This is a genomic window from Mucilaginibacter terrenus (genome assembly GCF_003432065.1).
In the GTDB taxonomy this organism is placed as follows: Bacteria; Bacteroidota; Bacteroidia; order Sphingobacteriales; family Sphingobacteriaceae; genus Mucilaginibacter; species Mucilaginibacter terrenus.
In genome coordinates, this window is sequence record NZ_QWDE01000004.1 from 13,332 (window position 1) to 29,486 (window position 16,155).

At 42.3% G+C, this 16,155-nt stretch carries 16 protein-coding genes; 5 read left to right on the plus strand and 11 right to left on the minus strand.

Going from position 1 to position 16,155, the window contains the following annotated elements; translation table 11 throughout:
* Positions 1 to 60 precede the first annotated feature (60 nt).
* On the plus strand, positions 61 to 1,533 hold the full coding sequence (gene crtD / locus DYU05_RS17380) for a 1-hydroxycarotenoid 3,4-desaturase CrtD (RefSeq protein WP_117384423.1): 1,473 nt from the start codon (positions 61 to 63) through the stop codon (positions 1,531 to 1,533).
* On the opposite strand, the gene hemH is transcribed toward crtD, so the two are convergent.
* The 9 genes from hemH to DYU05_RS17425 form a co-directional block, all read right to left on the minus strand.
* Positions 1,530 to 2,582 carry a ferrochelatase gene (gene hemH, locus DYU05_RS17385; protein WP_117384424.1) on the minus strand — a complete coding sequence of 351 codons (1,053 nt, stop codon included), beginning with the start codon at positions 2,580 to 2,582 and terminating at the stop codon, positions 1,530 to 1,532. The genes crtD and hemH overlap by 4 nt on opposite strands.
* An 82-nt stretch (positions 2,583 to 2,664) precedes the next feature.
* Positions 2,665 to 3,339 (minus strand): fatty acid desaturase, encoded by a 675-nt coding sequence (locus DYU05_RS17390; protein WP_235854048.1) that lies wholly within the window; start codon positions 3,337 to 3,339, stop codon positions 2,665 to 2,667.
* 28 nt (positions 3,340 to 3,367) lie between these two features.
* Complete coding sequence (locus DYU05_RS17395; RefSeq protein WP_117384425.1) at positions 3,368 to 4,219, minus strand: 4-hydroxy-3-methylbut-2-enyl diphosphate reductase; 852 nt, start codon at positions 4,217 to 4,219, stop codon at positions 3,368 to 3,370.
* 91 nt (positions 4,220 to 4,310) lie between these two features.
* Positions 4,311 to 4,973 (minus strand): carotenoid biosynthesis protein, encoded by a 663-nt coding sequence (locus DYU05_RS17400; protein ID WP_117384426.1) that lies wholly within the window; start codon positions 4,971 to 4,973, stop codon positions 4,311 to 4,313.
* Positions 4,946 to 6,007 (minus strand): glycosyltransferase, encoded by a 1,062-nt coding sequence (locus DYU05_RS17405; protein ID WP_235854049.1) that lies wholly within the window; start codon positions 6,005 to 6,007, stop codon positions 4,946 to 4,948. Before DYU05_RS17405 ends, DYU05_RS17400 begins: the two co-directional genes overlap by 28 nt.
* Positions 6,008 to 6,040: 33 nt before the next feature.
* Positions 6,041 to 6,640, minus strand: a complete 600-nt coding sequence (locus DYU05_RS17410) for a 1-acyl-sn-glycerol-3-phosphate acyltransferase (protein ID WP_165852101.1) — start codon at positions 6,638 to 6,640, stop codon at positions 6,041 to 6,043.
* Positions 6,641 to 6,670: 30 nt separating this feature from the next.
* The gene (locus DYU05_RS17415; RefSeq protein WP_117384429.1) at positions 6,671 to 7,294 is read right to left on the minus strand and encodes a 1-acyl-sn-glycerol-3-phosphate acyltransferase; all 624 of its coding nucleotides are present in this window, start codon (positions 7,292 to 7,294) and stop codon (positions 6,671 to 6,673) included.
* Complete coding sequence (locus DYU05_RS17420) at positions 7,294 to 8,109, minus strand: alpha/beta fold hydrolase (protein ID WP_117384430.1); 816 nt, start codon at positions 8,107 to 8,109, stop codon at positions 7,294 to 7,296. Before DYU05_RS17420 ends, DYU05_RS17415 begins: the two co-directional genes overlap by 1 nt.
* A gap of 86 nt (positions 8,110 to 8,195) precedes the next feature.
* Positions 8,196 to 9,416 carry a 3-deoxy-D-manno-octulosonic acid transferase gene (locus DYU05_RS17425; protein ID WP_117384431.1) on the minus strand — a complete coding sequence of 407 codons (1,221 nt, stop codon included), beginning with the start codon at positions 9,414 to 9,416 and terminating at the stop codon, positions 8,196 to 8,198.
* Positions 9,417 to 9,549: 133 nt separating this feature from the next.
* On the opposite strand from DYU05_RS17425, the gene DYU05_RS17430 reads away from it, so the two are divergent.
* The 4 genes from DYU05_RS17430 (at position 9,550) to DYU05_RS17445 (ending at position 13,476) form a co-directional block, all read left to right on the plus strand.
* The gene (locus DYU05_RS17430) at positions 9,550 to 10,542 is read left to right on the plus strand and encodes a UDP-glucuronic acid decarboxylase family protein (protein WP_117384432.1); all 993 of its coding nucleotides are present in this window, start codon (positions 9,550 to 9,552) and stop codon (positions 10,540 to 10,542) included.
* A gap of 33 nt (positions 10,543 to 10,575) precedes the next feature.
* Positions 10,576 to 11,595, plus strand: a complete 1,020-nt coding sequence (gene galE / locus DYU05_RS17435; RefSeq protein WP_117384433.1) for a UDP-glucose 4-epimerase GalE — start codon at positions 10,576 to 10,578, stop codon at positions 11,593 to 11,595.
* Positions 11,596 to 11,670: 75 nt separating this feature from the next.
* The gene (gene rfbB, locus DYU05_RS17440) at positions 11,671 to 12,723 is read left to right on the plus strand and encodes a dTDP-glucose 4,6-dehydratase (RefSeq protein ID WP_117384434.1); all 1,053 of its coding nucleotides are present in this window, start codon (positions 11,671 to 11,673) and stop codon (positions 12,721 to 12,723) included.
* Positions 12,724 to 12,726: 3 nt separating this feature from the next.
* Positions 12,727 to 13,476 (plus strand): tyrosine-protein phosphatase, encoded by a 750-nt coding sequence (locus DYU05_RS17445; protein ID WP_117384435.1) that lies wholly within the window; start codon positions 12,727 to 12,729, stop codon positions 13,474 to 13,476.
* Positions 13,477 to 13,482: 6 nt separating this feature from the next.
* Here the strand turns inward: DYU05_RS17445 and DYU05_RS17450 are convergent, their stop codons facing one another.
* Together DYU05_RS17450 and DYU05_RS17455 are read right to left on the minus strand one after the other, a co-directional pair.
* Positions 13,483 to 14,721, minus strand: a complete 1,239-nt coding sequence (locus DYU05_RS17450) for an ABC transporter permease (RefSeq protein ID WP_117384436.1) — start codon at positions 14,719 to 14,721, stop codon at positions 13,483 to 13,485.
* Positions 14,722 to 14,894: 173 nt separating this feature from the next.
* Positions 14,895 to 15,902 carry an aspartate-semialdehyde dehydrogenase gene (locus tag DYU05_RS17455; RefSeq protein ID WP_117384437.1) on the minus strand — a complete coding sequence of 336 codons (1,008 nt, stop codon included), beginning with the start codon at positions 15,900 to 15,902 and terminating at the stop codon, positions 14,895 to 14,897.
* Between the last annotated feature and the right edge of the window lie 253 nt (positions 15,903 to 16,155).

Below are 16,155 nucleotides of genomic sequence, written 5' to 3' on the forward strand. Positions count from 1 at the left end.
CTCTTACTAAACATTATTTAAAAAGCAGGAAACATCGTCCTGCTTTTTATCTTTACACCCATGCCCGACAAAAAAGCCGTTGTAATTGGTGCCGGTATAGCCGGAATAGCTGCAGCAATCCGTTTAGCCGTTAAAGGCTACAATGTGGATGTCTTTGAGGCAAATAGCTACCCAGGCGGCAAGCTTTCTGAGATGGTAATTGAAGGCTATCGTTTCGATGCCGGCCCAAGTTTGTTCACCATGCCGCAATACGTTGACGAGCTTTTTGAATTAGCCGGAAAAAACCCGCGTGACTACTTTAACTATCAAAAGCTGGAAGTGGTTTGCAAGTACTTTTATCCTGACGGTACCCGGTTATGTGCATACGACCATACAGAGAGATTTGCCCGGGAAATAACTAATGCCACCGGAGAGCCAACTTCTACTATCATTAATTATTTGGCCAACAGTGCAGATATTTATAATATTACCAACCATGTCTTCCTGGAGCAATCACTTCATCAATTAAAAACGTACCTGCAATGGGGCACGTTCAAATCTATGTTAAAGCTGCCGCAAATTGATGCTTTACGCAGCATGCATAATGCTAACAGGAAGTTTTTTAAGGATAAAAGGTTAATACAGTTCTTTGACAGGTACGCTACTTACAATGGCTCGAATCCTTACCAGGCGCCTGCAACACTGAATGTAATTCCTCACCTCGAGCATCATTATGGCGCGTGGTTTCCTGACGGCGGGATGTTCAGCATTACCTCGTCATTGGTACAGTTGGCAAAAGATTTAGGTGTCACCTTTACGTTTAACAAACGGGTAGATGAGATAGTCCTTATCAATAATCAAGCAAAAGGTGTACGCGTTAATGGACAAGACATACCTAGCGATGTGGTGGTGTCGAACATGGATGTATGGTTTACCTACAAGAAACTATTGAGCAAACACGTTAATTTGCATCCCACCGGAACGCTGGAGCAGCAACGAAGCAGTTCTGCACTTATCTTTTACTGGGGTATTAAAAGAACTTTCTCCGAACTGGATTTGCACAACATATTTTTCAGCAGCGATAATGGCGCTGAATTTGAACATGTTTGGAAACAAGGCACTGTTTATCATGATCCAACGGTGTATATTAACATAAGCTCCAAGTATAAATCAGACGACGCACCAGAAGGTTGTGAGAATTGGTTTGTGATGATAAATGTACCATCAAACGATGGTCAAGATTGGGAACAGATAATTAAAGAAGCGAGGGCTAACATTCAAAGTAAACTATCCAAAATACTTGGAGTAGACATTAGTAAGCTTATAGCCTGTGAAAACATATTAAATCCAATCAGTATAGAATCTAAAACATCTTCTTACAAAGGATCTATATATGGCACCAGCTCCAACAGCAAACTTGCTGCATTCCTCCGCCATTCAAATAAATCGAATAAGGTAAATGGACTTTACTTTTGTGGCGGCAGCGTACATCCGGGCGGGGGTATACCATTGTGCCTTTTATCAGCTAAAATTACCAGTGAACTGGTAGCTTAAACCAACTGTGGTGTTTTCGCAGTGGTATTTACTTCCTTTTTAACGATCCTTTCCAAAGCATCTATCCACTTTGGCGAATCGTTAAGGCTTTCAACCAACTGCACATGCTCACCGCCAAGTGCCTTAAATTCCTCTCCGTATTCTGTAGTAACCTCGTATACAGTTTCAAGACAGTCGGCAACAAACGCTGGGCAAAAAACTAAGAGCCGCTTTTTCCCTTCTTTAGCCAGCTTTTCTATAATCTCGCTGGTGTAAGGTTGAACCCATGGATCGCTACCCAGGCGCGATTGAAAACAAACGGTATATCTCTCCCTCGGTAAATTCATCTTAGCTGCTATTAACCTAGCGGTATCATGCGACTGAGCCGAATAACAAAGCTTATTTATATCGTTCAGCGTATTGCAGCAGCCGTCAACTTTTAAGCAGTAGTTGCCGGTATGATCACACTTTTTAAGCTGGCGCTGTGGTAATCCGTGAAAACTAAATAGGATATGATCGTAGGTATCGGGCTGATACTTTGCAGCATTATCCGCGAAAGTTTCAATCATCAGATCATCGTCATGAAACGAATTTAAAAAGCCGATATTGGGAATAGTTTGCCATTCCTTAACGATGCTCATAACCTTTTCCTGTACTGATCCTGTACTTGCAGAGGCATACTGCGGGAACAGTGGGATAACCTGAATGTCACTAATCAAGGCTTCTTTCAACCGCTGCAGGGCCGAATCTATTGATGGGCTTTGGTACCGCATTGCGAGTTCCACCATATACCCGTCACCAAGTCGCTGCTGTAGCAATTGTTGTTGAAGCATACTATAATGCAACAGCGGCGAACCTGTTTTTTCATCCCATATGGCGCGATAAAGCTTTGCAGACTTAGGTGCCCTGAACGGAACAATAATGGTTTTTACTAAAAAGGTGCGTAGCACAGGGTTTACATCAATAACCCTTGGATCCATTAAAAATTCATCAAGGTATTTGCGAACATCTGCTGTTGATGGGCTATCCGGCGTACCCAGATTAACCAGTAAAATTCCCTTTTTAGCCATAATTGAACTACAAAAATAATAAAATTTCAGCCCTAAGTTCTTGAATGATCAACAACTTACAAAAAGATGATAAGCTGTAAACTTAGTTTTTTACCTTCCACAACTTCCACCAGGGCACCCATGGTGCATCATGATGTTCATAATGATAGCCGAAAAAGTAACAGGTGACAAAAGCAACAATATGGTTTCGCTTTTGGCTCCGCGACTGATGCTTATTGTCGTGCTCTCCTTTATGAGGCAGGTAAGTGCCAAAATAGAACAACTGCAAAGTGCTTAAAAGCGATGGCACCACCCAAAAAAGGATGAGATTGGTTTGCGGAATCCAAATCTTCAAGACATTGAATACAACTGCCATTACAACAATTTGCCACCACGCAAGGTAATTGCGTATAAACCGCACATACCAGCTAACGAAGCTTCCATCATGATAATCGGGGTCTTCATCGGAATGAACATGGTTGTGATGCTGATGATGCTTTGTATAAAGCTTAGGGTACCAGAAAGATGCGTAAAACAATGTGCAGGCTTGCCCTACCACATTGTTCACCATTCTATTCGGAGCTATTGTGCCATGCATAGCATCGTGTGCGGTGATAAACAAACCTGTGTACAGATGCATTTGCACCAGAATGAATAAATATAAAAGTGGACTGCTAAAGTTTACCGACGATTGCATCAGCAATACGGTTGACGTTATCCAACTGCCAATAACCGCAATGGCAACCAATAAACCGATGTAAGAGGGTTTGTTTTTCAATTAACTGTATACAGCAAAAAGCGTGCTGTTAAAACGACTCCAGTTTGGCTTTCACTTGTTGCATAAGCCACATAGGAGTTGATGTAGCCCCTGCTATACCTACTTTATCATTTTCAGAGAACATACCCGGGTCTAATTCGTCCAGGCTTGATACAAAATAAGTATCCGGATTATGCTTTCGGCAAACTTCAAAAAGCACCTTTCCGTTAGATGATTTTTTGCCAGATACAAATACCACCTTGTTAAATTTAGCGGCAAACGCCGGCAGATCTTTATCGCGGTTACTTACCTGGCGACAAATTGTATCATTAGCCTTCACTTCGTAACCTCTTGCGAGCAATTCATCTTTAACACTATAAAACTTTTCCATGCTCTTGGTAGTTTGACTATAAAGCGTGAAGCTAGCCGGAAGGTCAGCATTATCCAACTCGGCGATGTCTTGAAAAACTACCGCTTCTCCGTTTGTTTGTCCCTGTAAGCCAACTACTTCTGCATGGCCATGCTTACCAAATATTAATATCTGCTCTTTATTATCATAGGAGGTTTTTATCCGGTTTTGCAGTTTAAGTACAACCGGACAAGATGCATCAATGAGGGTAATATTATGCTCGAGCGCTAAACGATACGTTTCAGGTGCTTCGCCGTGTGCACGGATAAGTACTTTCTCGTTGTACAGGTTCGCAAGGTCAGTATGATCAATAATACGTAAACCAAGCGCCTTTAAACGGCTAACTTCCTCGTCATTATGCACTATGTCGCCCAGGCAGTATAGATAGCCATCTTCGGCCAGTATTTCCTCCGCCATATCAATAGCGTAAACTACTCCAAAGCAAAAGCCAGAGTCCTGATCTATAGTTACCTGTAAGTTTAACTCGCTCATTGTTTACAAAAATACGCATTAAGTGTTAAAGAGCACCTATCAATAAAAAGGATGAAACTTTGCCGACAAACCAATGTTTATTTCACCGAAATCACCGTTGAATACTGATTATCAGTAGCAAAATACCAAAAAACACAAACTGGGTCAACAATAGAACCGGCGCAGCAATGCTTTGTTTTTTAAACCCGAACAGCTCAAATACAGATAACATCACAGCACTTACCAAAAACCAACAGACGTAATTCTTAACCGGAATTACACCGGTTGTCCAATGCCAATAGTCAAACTTTATAGCTACGGGTTCTATTAACACATCCAGCAATACCAGTATGAGCGACCCAATGATAATCCTTGAAAACTGATTTTTAAGCCTGCTTCGCTGCAGGGTAACCCCTGTAGCATACACCAACAGAAACCAGTTTACCCCAATCATCAATGGTATATCAAGCACCTTGGTGCCTAGTGTGGCTCCGTAGCTGTAGTCACCAAAGAGCCAGTGCTTGTGAACGCCAATCCATTCAACAACAATTCCAGCGGTAAAAACACAAGCAAAAAACGTCAAAAACCACACATTTATGGTACTGTGGTTAAGCGTAATGATCAGCAACATGAGCAACAGGTGTAAAACCACAACCTGCGTAAAAAGCGGTCGTGTTGAGGGTATCGCAAAACCAACCAGACCAACAAAATGGAACAGTACTATTACAGCCACGGCAATGCGGGAACTCAGGAAGGTATTTTCCGGCCTTTCCATGTGGTAGATTTAGTGAAATACTTTTGTACAGATGTAACACCGATATGCAGCAGCGCAAACATCTGTAAAGGATGCAGCCATATGTTGCGGAGGGCGTTCTGGCCCGAGGCGAGCGAAATCATTACACGGCTCATGACAACCAAGGTGAGCATAATAGATACAAGGTTTGGATTTCGGGTAGCAAGAATAATTGCCGGGCCGCCAATGATCATGAGCAGATATAAGGCAAAGCCAACTATATTGTAATTGAATGCAGCCAGAAAGTTTTTGCTAAAGCCGTTGATAGCTTCGTTGTAGCTTTTGTACATGCGGCAGCTTATCATACCATTTGCCAGCAACGCCTCGCCATTTAGCTTTGCTGATTTCACCAGCTTCATTATTTCCACGTCCTCTACTATCTTGTCCTTAACTAATTGATGCCATTGATATTCTTTATAGGTTTCAGCATCAAACAACATAAACTGACCGCTAGCAGCTGATACAGACGCACTCCTTACCAGGAACACCAGTCTTAACGGTAGCAGGTTAAGCAGAATAAAATGCATCAACGGCACTACAATCTTCTCGCCGGTAGTTTGCATCTCCTGGTTGGTAAAGAGGCTTAAAAGGGTAAGTCCACGAAGGTGCATACGATGTACGGCGCTGTTCAGCAACCCTTTGTATACCTTTTCATCAGCATCTAAAAATAAATAGTATTTGCCTTTCGCCTGTTGGGCCAACTGGCAGCAGGCATAATTTTTACCCAACCAACCTTCAGGCAGTGGATTACCCTTTATCACACGGAACTGGCGGTGTTTAGCGCAAAACGCTTCACATAGCTCATAAGTTTTATCAGTTGAGTTATCGTCGAGTATCACTACTTCATAATAGCTGTAATCTTGCTCAACAATTGACTGCAGTAATGCAATAATATCTTCTTCCTCATTGCGTGCGGGGATCAGGATAGACACCTTTTCCGTATAGTGTTTGCCAATACGCGGCAGCTTAGGGTTAGAAACATAATTGAACAGGGTAACCGTAAACCTCAGTATCAAAAAAATAAATACAATGAGCAGTACTATGATCACTTATATCTCTATTTTGGTTTGCTGCTCATGACCAGCCTTATACAGTTGCTGGTAATCGTTTTGCAACTTGGTTATATCAAGTCCGGCATATTCCCTAACCGGCGCTTCTAAATAAACGTTCACATTTGGCTTTTTGTGCCTGAAGTACTGAATAAAAGTTGCCGCAAATATCACCTGGCACCTCTCTCCTGCCTTGTCTATCAGCCTCATCACGCCTTTCTCGAACTTTACTTCTTCTACAAAGTTCGAGAACAGCTTTCCCTGCGGGAACATCAGCACCAGTTTACTCGGGTCCTTTAGTAATTCTGCGGCATAATTTAACGAAGCAATTACATCTTTGGAGGTTTTGTTTACTGTAAATGCCCCGCCGTACCGCAGCATACTACTTTTACGAGCTGTCTCCTCCAATATCATAACGTGAAACTTCTTCTTGAACAGTTTCTCATTCAGATAAAATAAAATAAGACCATCCCAAAAGCTAAAGTGGTTACCTATCAATAGCACCGACCTTTCCGGATCTATGAGAACATTGTTATAGGTAATTTCATGAAATTCGTTCTTCACCAACCTGTTTACATAGGTCCGGAAGATCCATTTCATAAACAGGTTATTTTTAGGATAAAGCATGCGTTAATGTGCTACATTTATCTGTGCTGCCAACGCCTCGCGGTGAAAGCTGTTTATCTTTTCGGTCAGTTCATCAAAGCTCACCTCCCCGGCAACGCCGCAATCAAATAAATGAAAATAAACAGATGGCTTTAAGCTTTCAAAGTAATCGATAAGCGCGCAATTGTATACTATCTGGCAGGGGCCCTTAATATTTTTTATAAGCCGCTCTATCCCCTTCTCAACTTTAATTCCAGTAGTATGATTAGATATTAGTTCACCTTGCGGAAATACCACTACAAGGTTTTCAGTATTGTTTAGTAATCCAGCGGCGTATTGCAACGATTTTATCATCTCACGCGAGCTGCGATTGATGGAAAAGCCACCGAAAAGATTGAACAACATCCGCTTTTGCAAGTGATCCTCTTGCATCATAATGTACAACTTGCGTTTTAGATGCCAATAGGCAAGATAGTTGCCCCATAGCCCATCCCACCAGCTAAAGTGGTTGCAAAGCAGCAAAACAGAGTGGCCCTCTTTTGGTGTAAAAGGCATTACTTCCAGCCGGTTAAAGGCTTTACGCATTCTGTAACGCATGTAGTAAGCGAACCAGTTGCTAAAGATAGTTACTCGGCGGGCAGGTATCATTACTGCAAATTTACTAAATACTCATCCAATTCTTTCACTACCAACCAATGCCCAAGCGCGACCTCGTGTACATTGGCCGTGGGTACGCTTTCAATAAAAGCAGCCGCTGCTGATTTAGGAAATAAGTTATCATCCTTTCCAAAAATCAGCCGGCAGTTTATATTATACCTGCCAATTAGTTCAGCAACTTTCCTGGCATTTGGTTTTAGTAAGCGGATGAGATTAAGTGTGTAATAAACATCCTGACGTTTTTGTTCGGTATCTATCTCGTTATATGCAATGTTATACAAGCTTTGATCAATGAATCCAACCTTCTTCAACGTCCTTATAACTGAGGGTGCCAGCCACTTGCTTTTAGTAACCGTTCTAAAGAAGTATCGCCCGTAACGTTTGTGCAATAATATTTCAAATCCTTTGTAAACTGATAAGCCATCGGGTGCCATCAGAATAACATCGTCGATCATATCGCCATATTCTTCAATCAAAACGAGTACGATATTAGCACCTATGGAGTACCCCATGAGCGAAAAGCGCTGCTTGCCGTATTTAGCAAACCATTCTTCTACATAGCCCCTCACCATTTCGCGCGGCATGCCTGCGAGTATCTGCTCCTCTGTCCAGCCGGCTAGTTTGCTTTCTCCGTGAAAAAAATGATCGAAACCATAGACGTGGTACTTCTGCAAAATGGATCGTTCTAATACATGAAACTGTTTGCCGGTCATCCCATACCCATGAAAAGCCAGCATAGGCTTACTGCCTTTGCCATATTCATGATAGTGTGCCTTGCCCAAACCCGGGAGATCCAGAAAACCCATAGCCGGCAATATTAATGAAAATTGAACTGATTTGTTTTGGAAGAGCACCTAATTAGAATTTTGCTCCGCTTACTGGTAGTGGCAAACTACAGCTTGTGCTTGCTGGTAATATACTTTATAATGGCTTCTGTTGCGCCAACATTATCCCCCACATACTTCTTTGCTGTAGCACCAGCTGCTGCGCTTAACTGTTCGTCATCCATCAGTTGCCTTGCGGTCCGAAGCAGTTCTTCCTCATTATTTATAACGAAGCCGGCACCAAGTTCTACTAAGTCACGGGCTTCTTTAAACTTTTCGAATTTAGGTCCAAATATTACCGGCATTCCAAATGCCGCTGCCTCTAATGTATTATGTATACCCACGCCAAACCCGCCTCCGATATAAGCTATCTCGGCGTATTGGTATAAGGCAGACAGCATACCAATGTTATCTATAATAAGCGTGTTTGCAGGCGTTTGCCTGCTGGTCAGTTGTGAATATCTGACAGTGCTATCTGCAGGTAGCAATCTCATTAATCCGGTGATCTTCTCTTCTGATATTTCATGAGGGGCAATAATGAATTTTGACTTTGGCTGGGCTTTAATTAATTCTGCCACCAGCTGCTCATCTGCAGGCCAGGTGCTGCCTGCTATAAATAACTTATTGTTACCTTTAAATAAGGCTATATCCTGCAACTGCCGTGGCTGCATAGCATTTGCCCAAACCCTATCAAATCTGGTGTCGCCACTAATGGTTACATTAGTTGCTCCGGCATCGTGCAGTAAATGTTTAGAGGCGATGTCCTGAACAAAAAACCAGGTCACCATTTTTAACATGCGCCTGTGTAAACCGCCATTCCATTTAAAAAAAACCTGCCCGGGCCTGAAGATACCAGATATCATATACAGCGGCACGTGCGCCTTATGCAATTGATCAAAATAGTGGTACCAGTACTCGTACTTGGTGAATATTGCCATCTGCGGTTTAATGGTAGTTATAAAGCCTGCGGCATTTTTCGCAGTATCTAAGGGCAAATAATATACTGCATCAGCCAGCGGTGTGTTTTTCCTGATCTCATATCCCGAAGGAGAAAAAAAAGTAACTACTAACGGCTTGCCCGTATACATCTCGCGCATTCTTTCAAGTACCGGCCTGCCCTGTTCAAACTCTCCTAATGAGGCAAAATGAAACCAGATGCTGGACGGTAGAGGTTGTACAATTTGTCCTCTGCGCCCTTTTATCCACAAAGCTGCTTTTTTATTAAACAAGGCGGCAATGCTTATCAGCAGGTAATATATCCGTATGCCAATGTTATATATAAACAGCATTTTATAAATTGTAATTATTATCTTCGTGCGAAAGCAAAAATAGTATATTGACAACAACAATAGCTTTTTAGTATCAACGCTTAAATAAATACCACCTGAACTTTGTTCTACGGCATAAAATCAACAATCAAATATGGCAAATCGTAAACGCATTTTAATTACCGGTGCAGCCGGCTTTCTGGGGTCGCATTTGTGTGACAGGTTTATAAGTGAAGATTATCACGTTATTGCAATGGATAATTTAATTACCGGCGACCTGCGCAACATTGAGCACCTTTTTAAACTGGAAAATTTTGAGTTTTACAATCATGATGTATCTAAGTTTGTGCACGTACCGGGCGAGTTACACTACATTCTTCACTTTGCGTCTCCGGCAAGCCCTATTGATTATCTTAAAATCCCGATACAAACCCTTAAAGTTGGTTCTTTAGGTACGCATAACTTACTTGGCCTTGCCCGTGCTAAAAAAGCCAGAATGCTTATTGCTTCTACCTCTGAAATTTATGGCGATCCGAATGTTAACCCACAACCCGAGGAATATTGGGGTAACGTTAACGCAGTAGGCCCACGTGGTGTGTACGATGAAGCCAAACGTTTCCAGGAGTCTATTACCATGGCTTACCATACCTTCCATGGCTTAGAAACCCGCATTGTGCGTATATTTAATACATACGGCCCGCGTATGCGCCTAAACGACGGACGTGTGCTACCTGCTTTCATAGGCCAGGCCATCCGTGGTGAAGACCTTACCGTTTTTGGCGATGGTTCACAAACAAGATCATTTTGCTATGTAAGCGACCTGATAGAAGGCATCTATCGTTTGCTGTTTAGCGACTATGCATACCCTGTAAACATTGGTAATCCAAGCGAAATAACAATAAAAGAATTTGGTGAAGAAATAATAAAACTCACCGGCACCAAACAAAAAATGGTGTATAAGGATTTACCTTTAGACGACCCTAAGCAACGTCGCCCGGATATTACTAAAGCGCGTTCTATATTGGGATGGGAACCAAAGGTGTCCCGTGAAGAAGGTTTAAAGATCACTTATGAATACTTTAAATCGTTACCTCAGGAAGCCATTGATAAAATTGAACACAAAGATTTTACAACTTACAACAAGTAGTTGGTTTGCTCGGGCAAATCAACCTGATTTAATATGAAGATTTTAGTAACAGGCGGGCTAGGCTACATCGGCTCGCATACAGTGGTTGAATTGGTTGGGGCAGGTTACGAACCGGTTATTGTTGATAACCTTTCTAATTCCAACATCAAAATTTTAGATCAGCTAGCCAAAATAATCGGGTACAAACCCGCATTTTATGAGCTTGACCTGTGCGACGAAAGGGCTGTTCTGGATTTCGCGGCATCTGAACCTGAAATTGGCGGTGTAATACATTTTGCTGCTTATAAGGCAGTTGGCGAATCGGTAAAAGAGCCGTTAAAGTATTATCGCAATAACTTCTATTCGCTTATTAACCTGCTTAACGCATACAAAGGCAAAGCGCTGAACTTTGTTTTTTCGTCCAGCTGCACTGTATACGGTCAACCAGATGTATTGCCTGTTACCGAAGATGCTCCTGTTAAGGCTGCGCAATCTCCATATGGTAACACCAAGCAAATTGCCGAAGAGATACTTAACGATGTAATTGCTGCCGGCAGTAATTACAAGATCATATCTTTACGCTACTTTAATCCCGTTGGCGCACATCAATCGGCGTTAATAGGCGAGTTGCCTTTAGGCGTTCCGCAAAACCTGGTACCATTTATCACTCAAACGGCGATAGGTAAACGGGACAAACTAACAGTATTTGGCAACACCTACAATACGCCTGACGGAAGTAACGTTCGCGACTATATCCACGTAGTAGATTTAGGTAAAGCTCACGTAGCGGCGCTTAAACTGGCAGAACAAGACTCCTTTAAGGGCTTTGATGTATTTAATTTAGGTACCGGCAAAGGATCTTCTGTATTGGAGGTGGTAAAGGCATTTGAAAACGTTACTGGTGTAAAACTTAATTACGAGATTGGCCCACCACGTGCCGGAGACGTAGAACAGGTTTGGGGTGATGTTACAAAATCTGCCAACGAGCTACACTGGAAAACAGAACTGGGGATTGAAGAAATGATGTCTTCTGCCTGGGCCTGGGAAAAGTATTTGGCTGAAAATCCGTTATAATACCGATATTTGCGAAGCCTTGTAATACGCCTTTGCGGTGTGTTACAAGGCTTTGACTTGAAACAATCTTTCCGAATGAAAAAAATTATTATTACAGGTGGCGCGGGGTTTATTGGTTCGCATGTAGTGCGCAGATTTGTAAAAACCTATCCTCAATATCAGATCATTAACCTGGATAAACTTACCTACGCCGGTAACCTTGCTAACCTAAGAGATATCGAGAACGAACCTAACTATCGCTTTATTAAGGGTGATATTGTAGACCTTGCTTATATAAACAACCTGTTCGAAACGGAGCAGCCAGATGCGGTAATACACCTTGCGGCAGAATCCCACGTAGATCGTTCCATATCTAACCCGTTGGAATTTGTGATGACCAACGTGGTGGGCACCGTTAACTTGCTGAACGCCGCAAAACACATCTGGAAAGGCAATTACGCCGACAAACGGTTTTATCATGTATCGACAGACGAAGTATATGGCACGCTTGGCGAAACGGATATGTTTACGGAGACAACGGCTTACGACCCGCATTCACCATATTCTGCATCAAAGGCAAGTTCAGATCATTTTGTAAGAGCATACCATGATACTTACGGCATTGATGTTGTAATATCCAACTGTTCTAATAATTATGGATCTTTTCACTTTCCTGAAAAATTAATACCATTGGCTATCCATAATATAAAACAGCAGAAGGCTGTTCCGGTTTATGGTAAGGGCGAGAACGTGCGCGACTGGCTTTGGGTAGAAGACCATGCCCGCGCAATTGATGTTATCTTCCATAGCGCCGCATCGGGTACTACTTACAATATTGGCGGACACAATGAGTGGAAGAACATAGATCTGATACAGCTGCTTTGCCGTATATTGGACAAGAAGCTGGGCAGAGCTGAAGGAGAGTCGGCAAAGCTGATCACCTACGTAACAGACAGAGCAGGACATGACCTTCGTTATGCAATTGATGCTACCAAGCTTAAGAATGAGCTGGGCTGGACACCGTCAATTACTTTTGAGGAAGGGCTCGAAAAAACGGTAGACTGGTACCTGGCAAACGACGAATGGTTAAACGACGTTACATCTGGACATTACCAGGACTACTATAGCGAACAATATAACAACCGGTAAATAATGTTTGGACTGTTTAAGAAAAAGGAAGTTAAAAAAGTTAGAACGCTTGATTACGGGCCTATTATTGTAGACATGCATTCGCATGTACTGCCCGGAATTGATGATGGTGCGCAAACTCCTGAGGAGTCTATAGTTCTTATCAAAAAAATGATGGAGCTTGGCATTAAAAAGATTATTGCGACACCTCACGTAATGGTAGATTATTACCGTAACGACAGCACTACCATATCTAATGCACTTTCTGTTCTTAAAGAAGAGCTGGTAAAGCAGAACATAGACATTGAAGTAGAAGCCGCAGCTGAACATTATTTTGACGAAGTATTTGAGAAAAGGATTGACGAACGTACCCTAATGACGATGGGTGGCGATCAGAAATTCGTCTTATTTGAGCTTTCCTTTATAAACGAACCACCAAACGTTATCCAGATGATCCAAAAAATGCGCGACGCGGGCTATAAACCTATACTCGCGCACCCGGAACGATATGGTTATATGGATATTGACCGATTAAGAATGATACGTAGCTGGGGATGTAACCTTCAACTGAATACGATTTCACTAACTGGTTATTACGGCAAGCCTACCAAGAAAATGGCCGAAGACCTGGTAGATGAGCAGATGGTTGACTTTATATCAAGCGACATGCACCATCCACGTCACGCCGCCGCGTTTGAAGATGCTTTAATTACCGACTACGTAGAAAAACTATTGAACGATTATCCGCTGAAAAATAAGATGCTGCTGCAATAAACACCGTTACTCGTAACGCAAAGCTTCTACCGGATCAAGCCTGGCTGCTTTCTTAGCCGGGTAAAACCCTGATGACAGCCCAATAAAGGTACACAGCATTATAGCAAAGAATAACCACATCCACGGCACTACAAACGTACCACTGATTTGCACGGCTATTAAGTTCCCAACAGCCATACCTAATATTATTCCACCCAAACCACCAATAAGGCAGATTACTATAGCTTCTATTAAAAACTGCTTGCGTATAACTGCAGGCGTTGCGCCTATTGATTTGCGCAGGCCTATCTCGCGTGTTCGTTCCGTAACAGATACCAGCATAATGTTCATCAGGCCTATTGCTGCGCCAAGCAAGGTTATAAAACCTATTGCAAAGCCTGCTACTGTAACACCATTTAAGTTATTGGTAAGCTCCTGCTGAATAGAGTCGCTGCGGAAAATTTCAAAGTTATCATCCTCGCTAATGCGTAACCCGCGAATGTTCCTGAAGTAAGATGTTGCCTCACCAACAGTAGCATCAAGGGCGGTAGGATCGCTTATGGCAACGGTTATCTGAAATGAAGGTTTTGAGGTAGCAGCTATCTGACGGGCCTTTACCACCGGTATAATGCAAAACTTATCTCCACCAAAACTATTGCTGCCTTTAGGCGCAAACACGCCTATTATCCTGAACTTGCTGGAGCCAAGCAAAATTGACTTGTTTAGTGGGTCCTCATTCTTAAATAACTTTAACCTTATCTCGTCGCCGATTATAACTACGTTAGCACCATGCTCCAACTCTGATGCAGAGAAGTTGCGACCGGAAGCCATCTTGTGCCCGGTTGTTAACAGGTAGTTCTCATTTGAGCCCGTTACAGAGATATTGGGATTGGTCTTGATGCTATTATATTTCGCTACCGCCGTACCAGTTACACTCAGGTCTATACGCACCTTTGCCGGCAGCTTAAAGCCTTTTTCAAAACGGGCTGCCTGCTCGTAAGTAATTACCGGGTACATCTTTCGGTGACCGCCCATACCAAAGCTAATACCCGATCCACGATTCTGGATGGTAAAAGAGTTTGCACCCAAGCCTGCGAAAGCGTCGTTAGTGAACTGTTTGATTCCTTCTATAGCTGTTAGAATACCTACAAGGGCCATTATACCTATAGCAATAATCAACGCTGTAAGCGAGGTACGCAACCGGTTTCCACTTATAGATTGCAATGCAATAGATATATTTTCTCGTAGGGTAGTTTTTACCGCCATGCTGTAAATTTCAAAAACTTAGCCGTTTGACTGCATCATGATACGCTTTGTTACAATCAGACTAAATTAAATGCTTTGGCAGCGTTAGGCACATATCAATTAAAAAGCGCATCAATCTAAATTGATGCGCTTCTACTCAATCAGATAGCTGATCGTAATATATTTATTCTGCCTTACGCCTCTACTGCTTGCCCAATCAGGTTCTTTGCAACAAGGTATTCAGCTATTTGTACAGCATTGGTTGCAGCACCTTTACGCAAGTTATCAGATACTATCCAGCAGTTAAGTGTTTTCCCCTGCGTTTCATCACGGCGAATACGGCCGACAAAAACATCGTCCTTATCATGTGCTTCAAGCGGTGTGGGATATTTAAGGTTAGCCACATCATCAACCACTACGATGCCAGGTGCTTTACTTAGGAGGTCCCTAACCTCCGCCAGATCAAATTCATTCTCAAATTCTATATTTACAGATTCCGAGTGACCACCCATCACTGGAATGCGAACAGTAGTAGCGGTAACCTTGATGTTCTCATCACCCATAATTTTAACAGTTTCTTTCACCATCTTCATTTCTTCTTTGGTGTAACCGTTTTCAGTAAATACGTCTATATGTGGTAGAACGTTCAGGTCAATAGTATATGGATAAGCCTTAGGGCCGTCAATACCTTTACGCTCGTTAAATAACTGGTCTACCGCTTTTACGCCTGTGCCTGTAACAGACTGGTAAGTAGATACTACTACACGCTTTATTTTATAAGCATCGTGCAATGGCTTTAATGCCACTACCATTTGTATGGTAGAGCAATTAGGATTAGCAATTATCTTGTCTTCCGGGGTAAGCACATCGGCATTAACCTCTGGTACAACCAATTTTTTGGTTGGATCCATTCTCCAGGCAGATGAGTTATCAATAACAGTAGTACCTGCAGCCGCAAACAATGGTGCCTGCTCTAGTGAAGCACTTCCACCCGCAGAGAAAATTGCAACGTCCGGCTTCTGCTTTATCGCATCCTCAACAGAAACCACCTTAAACTGCTTACCCTTAAAAGTAATTTCTTTACCAATACTTTTTGCGGAAGCTACGGGGATTAATTCTGTAACCGGGAAGTTGCGTTCGGCTAAAACCTGCAACATCTTAGTGCCTACCAAACCGGTTGCACCTACTACTGCGACTTTCATTTTGTGTTTATTGTTAATGATAATTAAATAGCAACACTGGCTGCGATGCCAACATTGCATGTAAACGCAAATATGCGATTTTTAAACTAAACCGAAGATGAAAGACGACTGGTTTAGTATAATTTATTTAATTAAGAGTGCGTCTATATCACTTTTAATTTACCAATCCCACGCTTGTTAGCTGTAAACTTTCCATTACGGATTGAGGTCATTTCCGCCAATTTTCTACCTTTGCAACCAAACCTGCATCTGC

Coding starts and splice junctions, on each gene's coding strand:
- crtD (WP_117384423.1), top strand. CDS start 61: ATGCCCGACAAAAAAGCCGTTGTAATTGGTGCCGGTATAGCCGGAATA.
- hemH (WP_117384424.1), bottom strand. CDS start 2,582: ATGGCTAAAAAGGGAATTTTACTGGTTAATCTGGGTACGCCGGATAGC.
- DYU05_RS17395 (WP_117384425.1), bottom strand. CDS start 4,219: ATGAGCGAGTTAAACTTACAGGTAACTATAGATCAGGACTCTGGCTTT.
- DYU05_RS17400 (WP_117384426.1), bottom strand. CDS start 4,973: ATGGAAAGGCCGGAAAATACCTTCCTGAGTTCCCGCATTGCCGTGGCT.
- DYU05_RS17410 (WP_165852101.1), bottom strand. CDS start 6,640: ATGAAATGGATCTTCCGGACCTATGTAAACAGGTTGGTGAAGAACGAA.
- DYU05_RS17415 (WP_117384429.1), bottom strand. CDS start 7,294: ATGATACCTGCCCGCCGAGTAACTATCTTTAGCAACTGGTTCGCTTAC.
- DYU05_RS17420 (WP_117384430.1), bottom strand. CDS start 8,109: ATGGGTTTTCTGGATCTCCCGGGTTTGGGCAAGGCACACTATCATGAA.
- DYU05_RS17425 (WP_117384431.1), bottom strand. CDS start 9,416: ATGCTGTTTATATATAACATTGGCATACGGATATATTACCTGCTGATA.
- DYU05_RS17430 (WP_117384432.1), top strand. CDS start 9,550: ATGGCAAATCGTAAACGCATTTTAATTACCGGTGCAGCCGGCTTTCTG.
- galE (WP_117384433.1), top strand. CDS start 10,576: ATGAAGATTTTAGTAACAGGCGGGCTAGGCTACATCGGCTCGCATACA.
- rfbB (WP_117384434.1), top strand. CDS start 11,671: ATGAAAAAAATTATTATTACAGGTGGCGCGGGGTTTATTGGTTCGCAT.
- DYU05_RS17445 (WP_117384435.1), top strand. CDS start 12,727: ATGTTTGGACTGTTTAAGAAAAAGGAAGTTAAAAAAGTTAGAACGCTT.
- DYU05_RS17450 (WP_117384436.1), bottom strand. CDS start 14,721: ATGGCGGTAAAAACTACCCTACGAGAAAATATATCTATTGCATTGCAA.
- DYU05_RS17455 (WP_117384437.1), bottom strand. CDS start 15,902: ATGAAAGTCGCAGTAGTAGGTGCAACCGGTTTGGTAGGCACTAAGATG.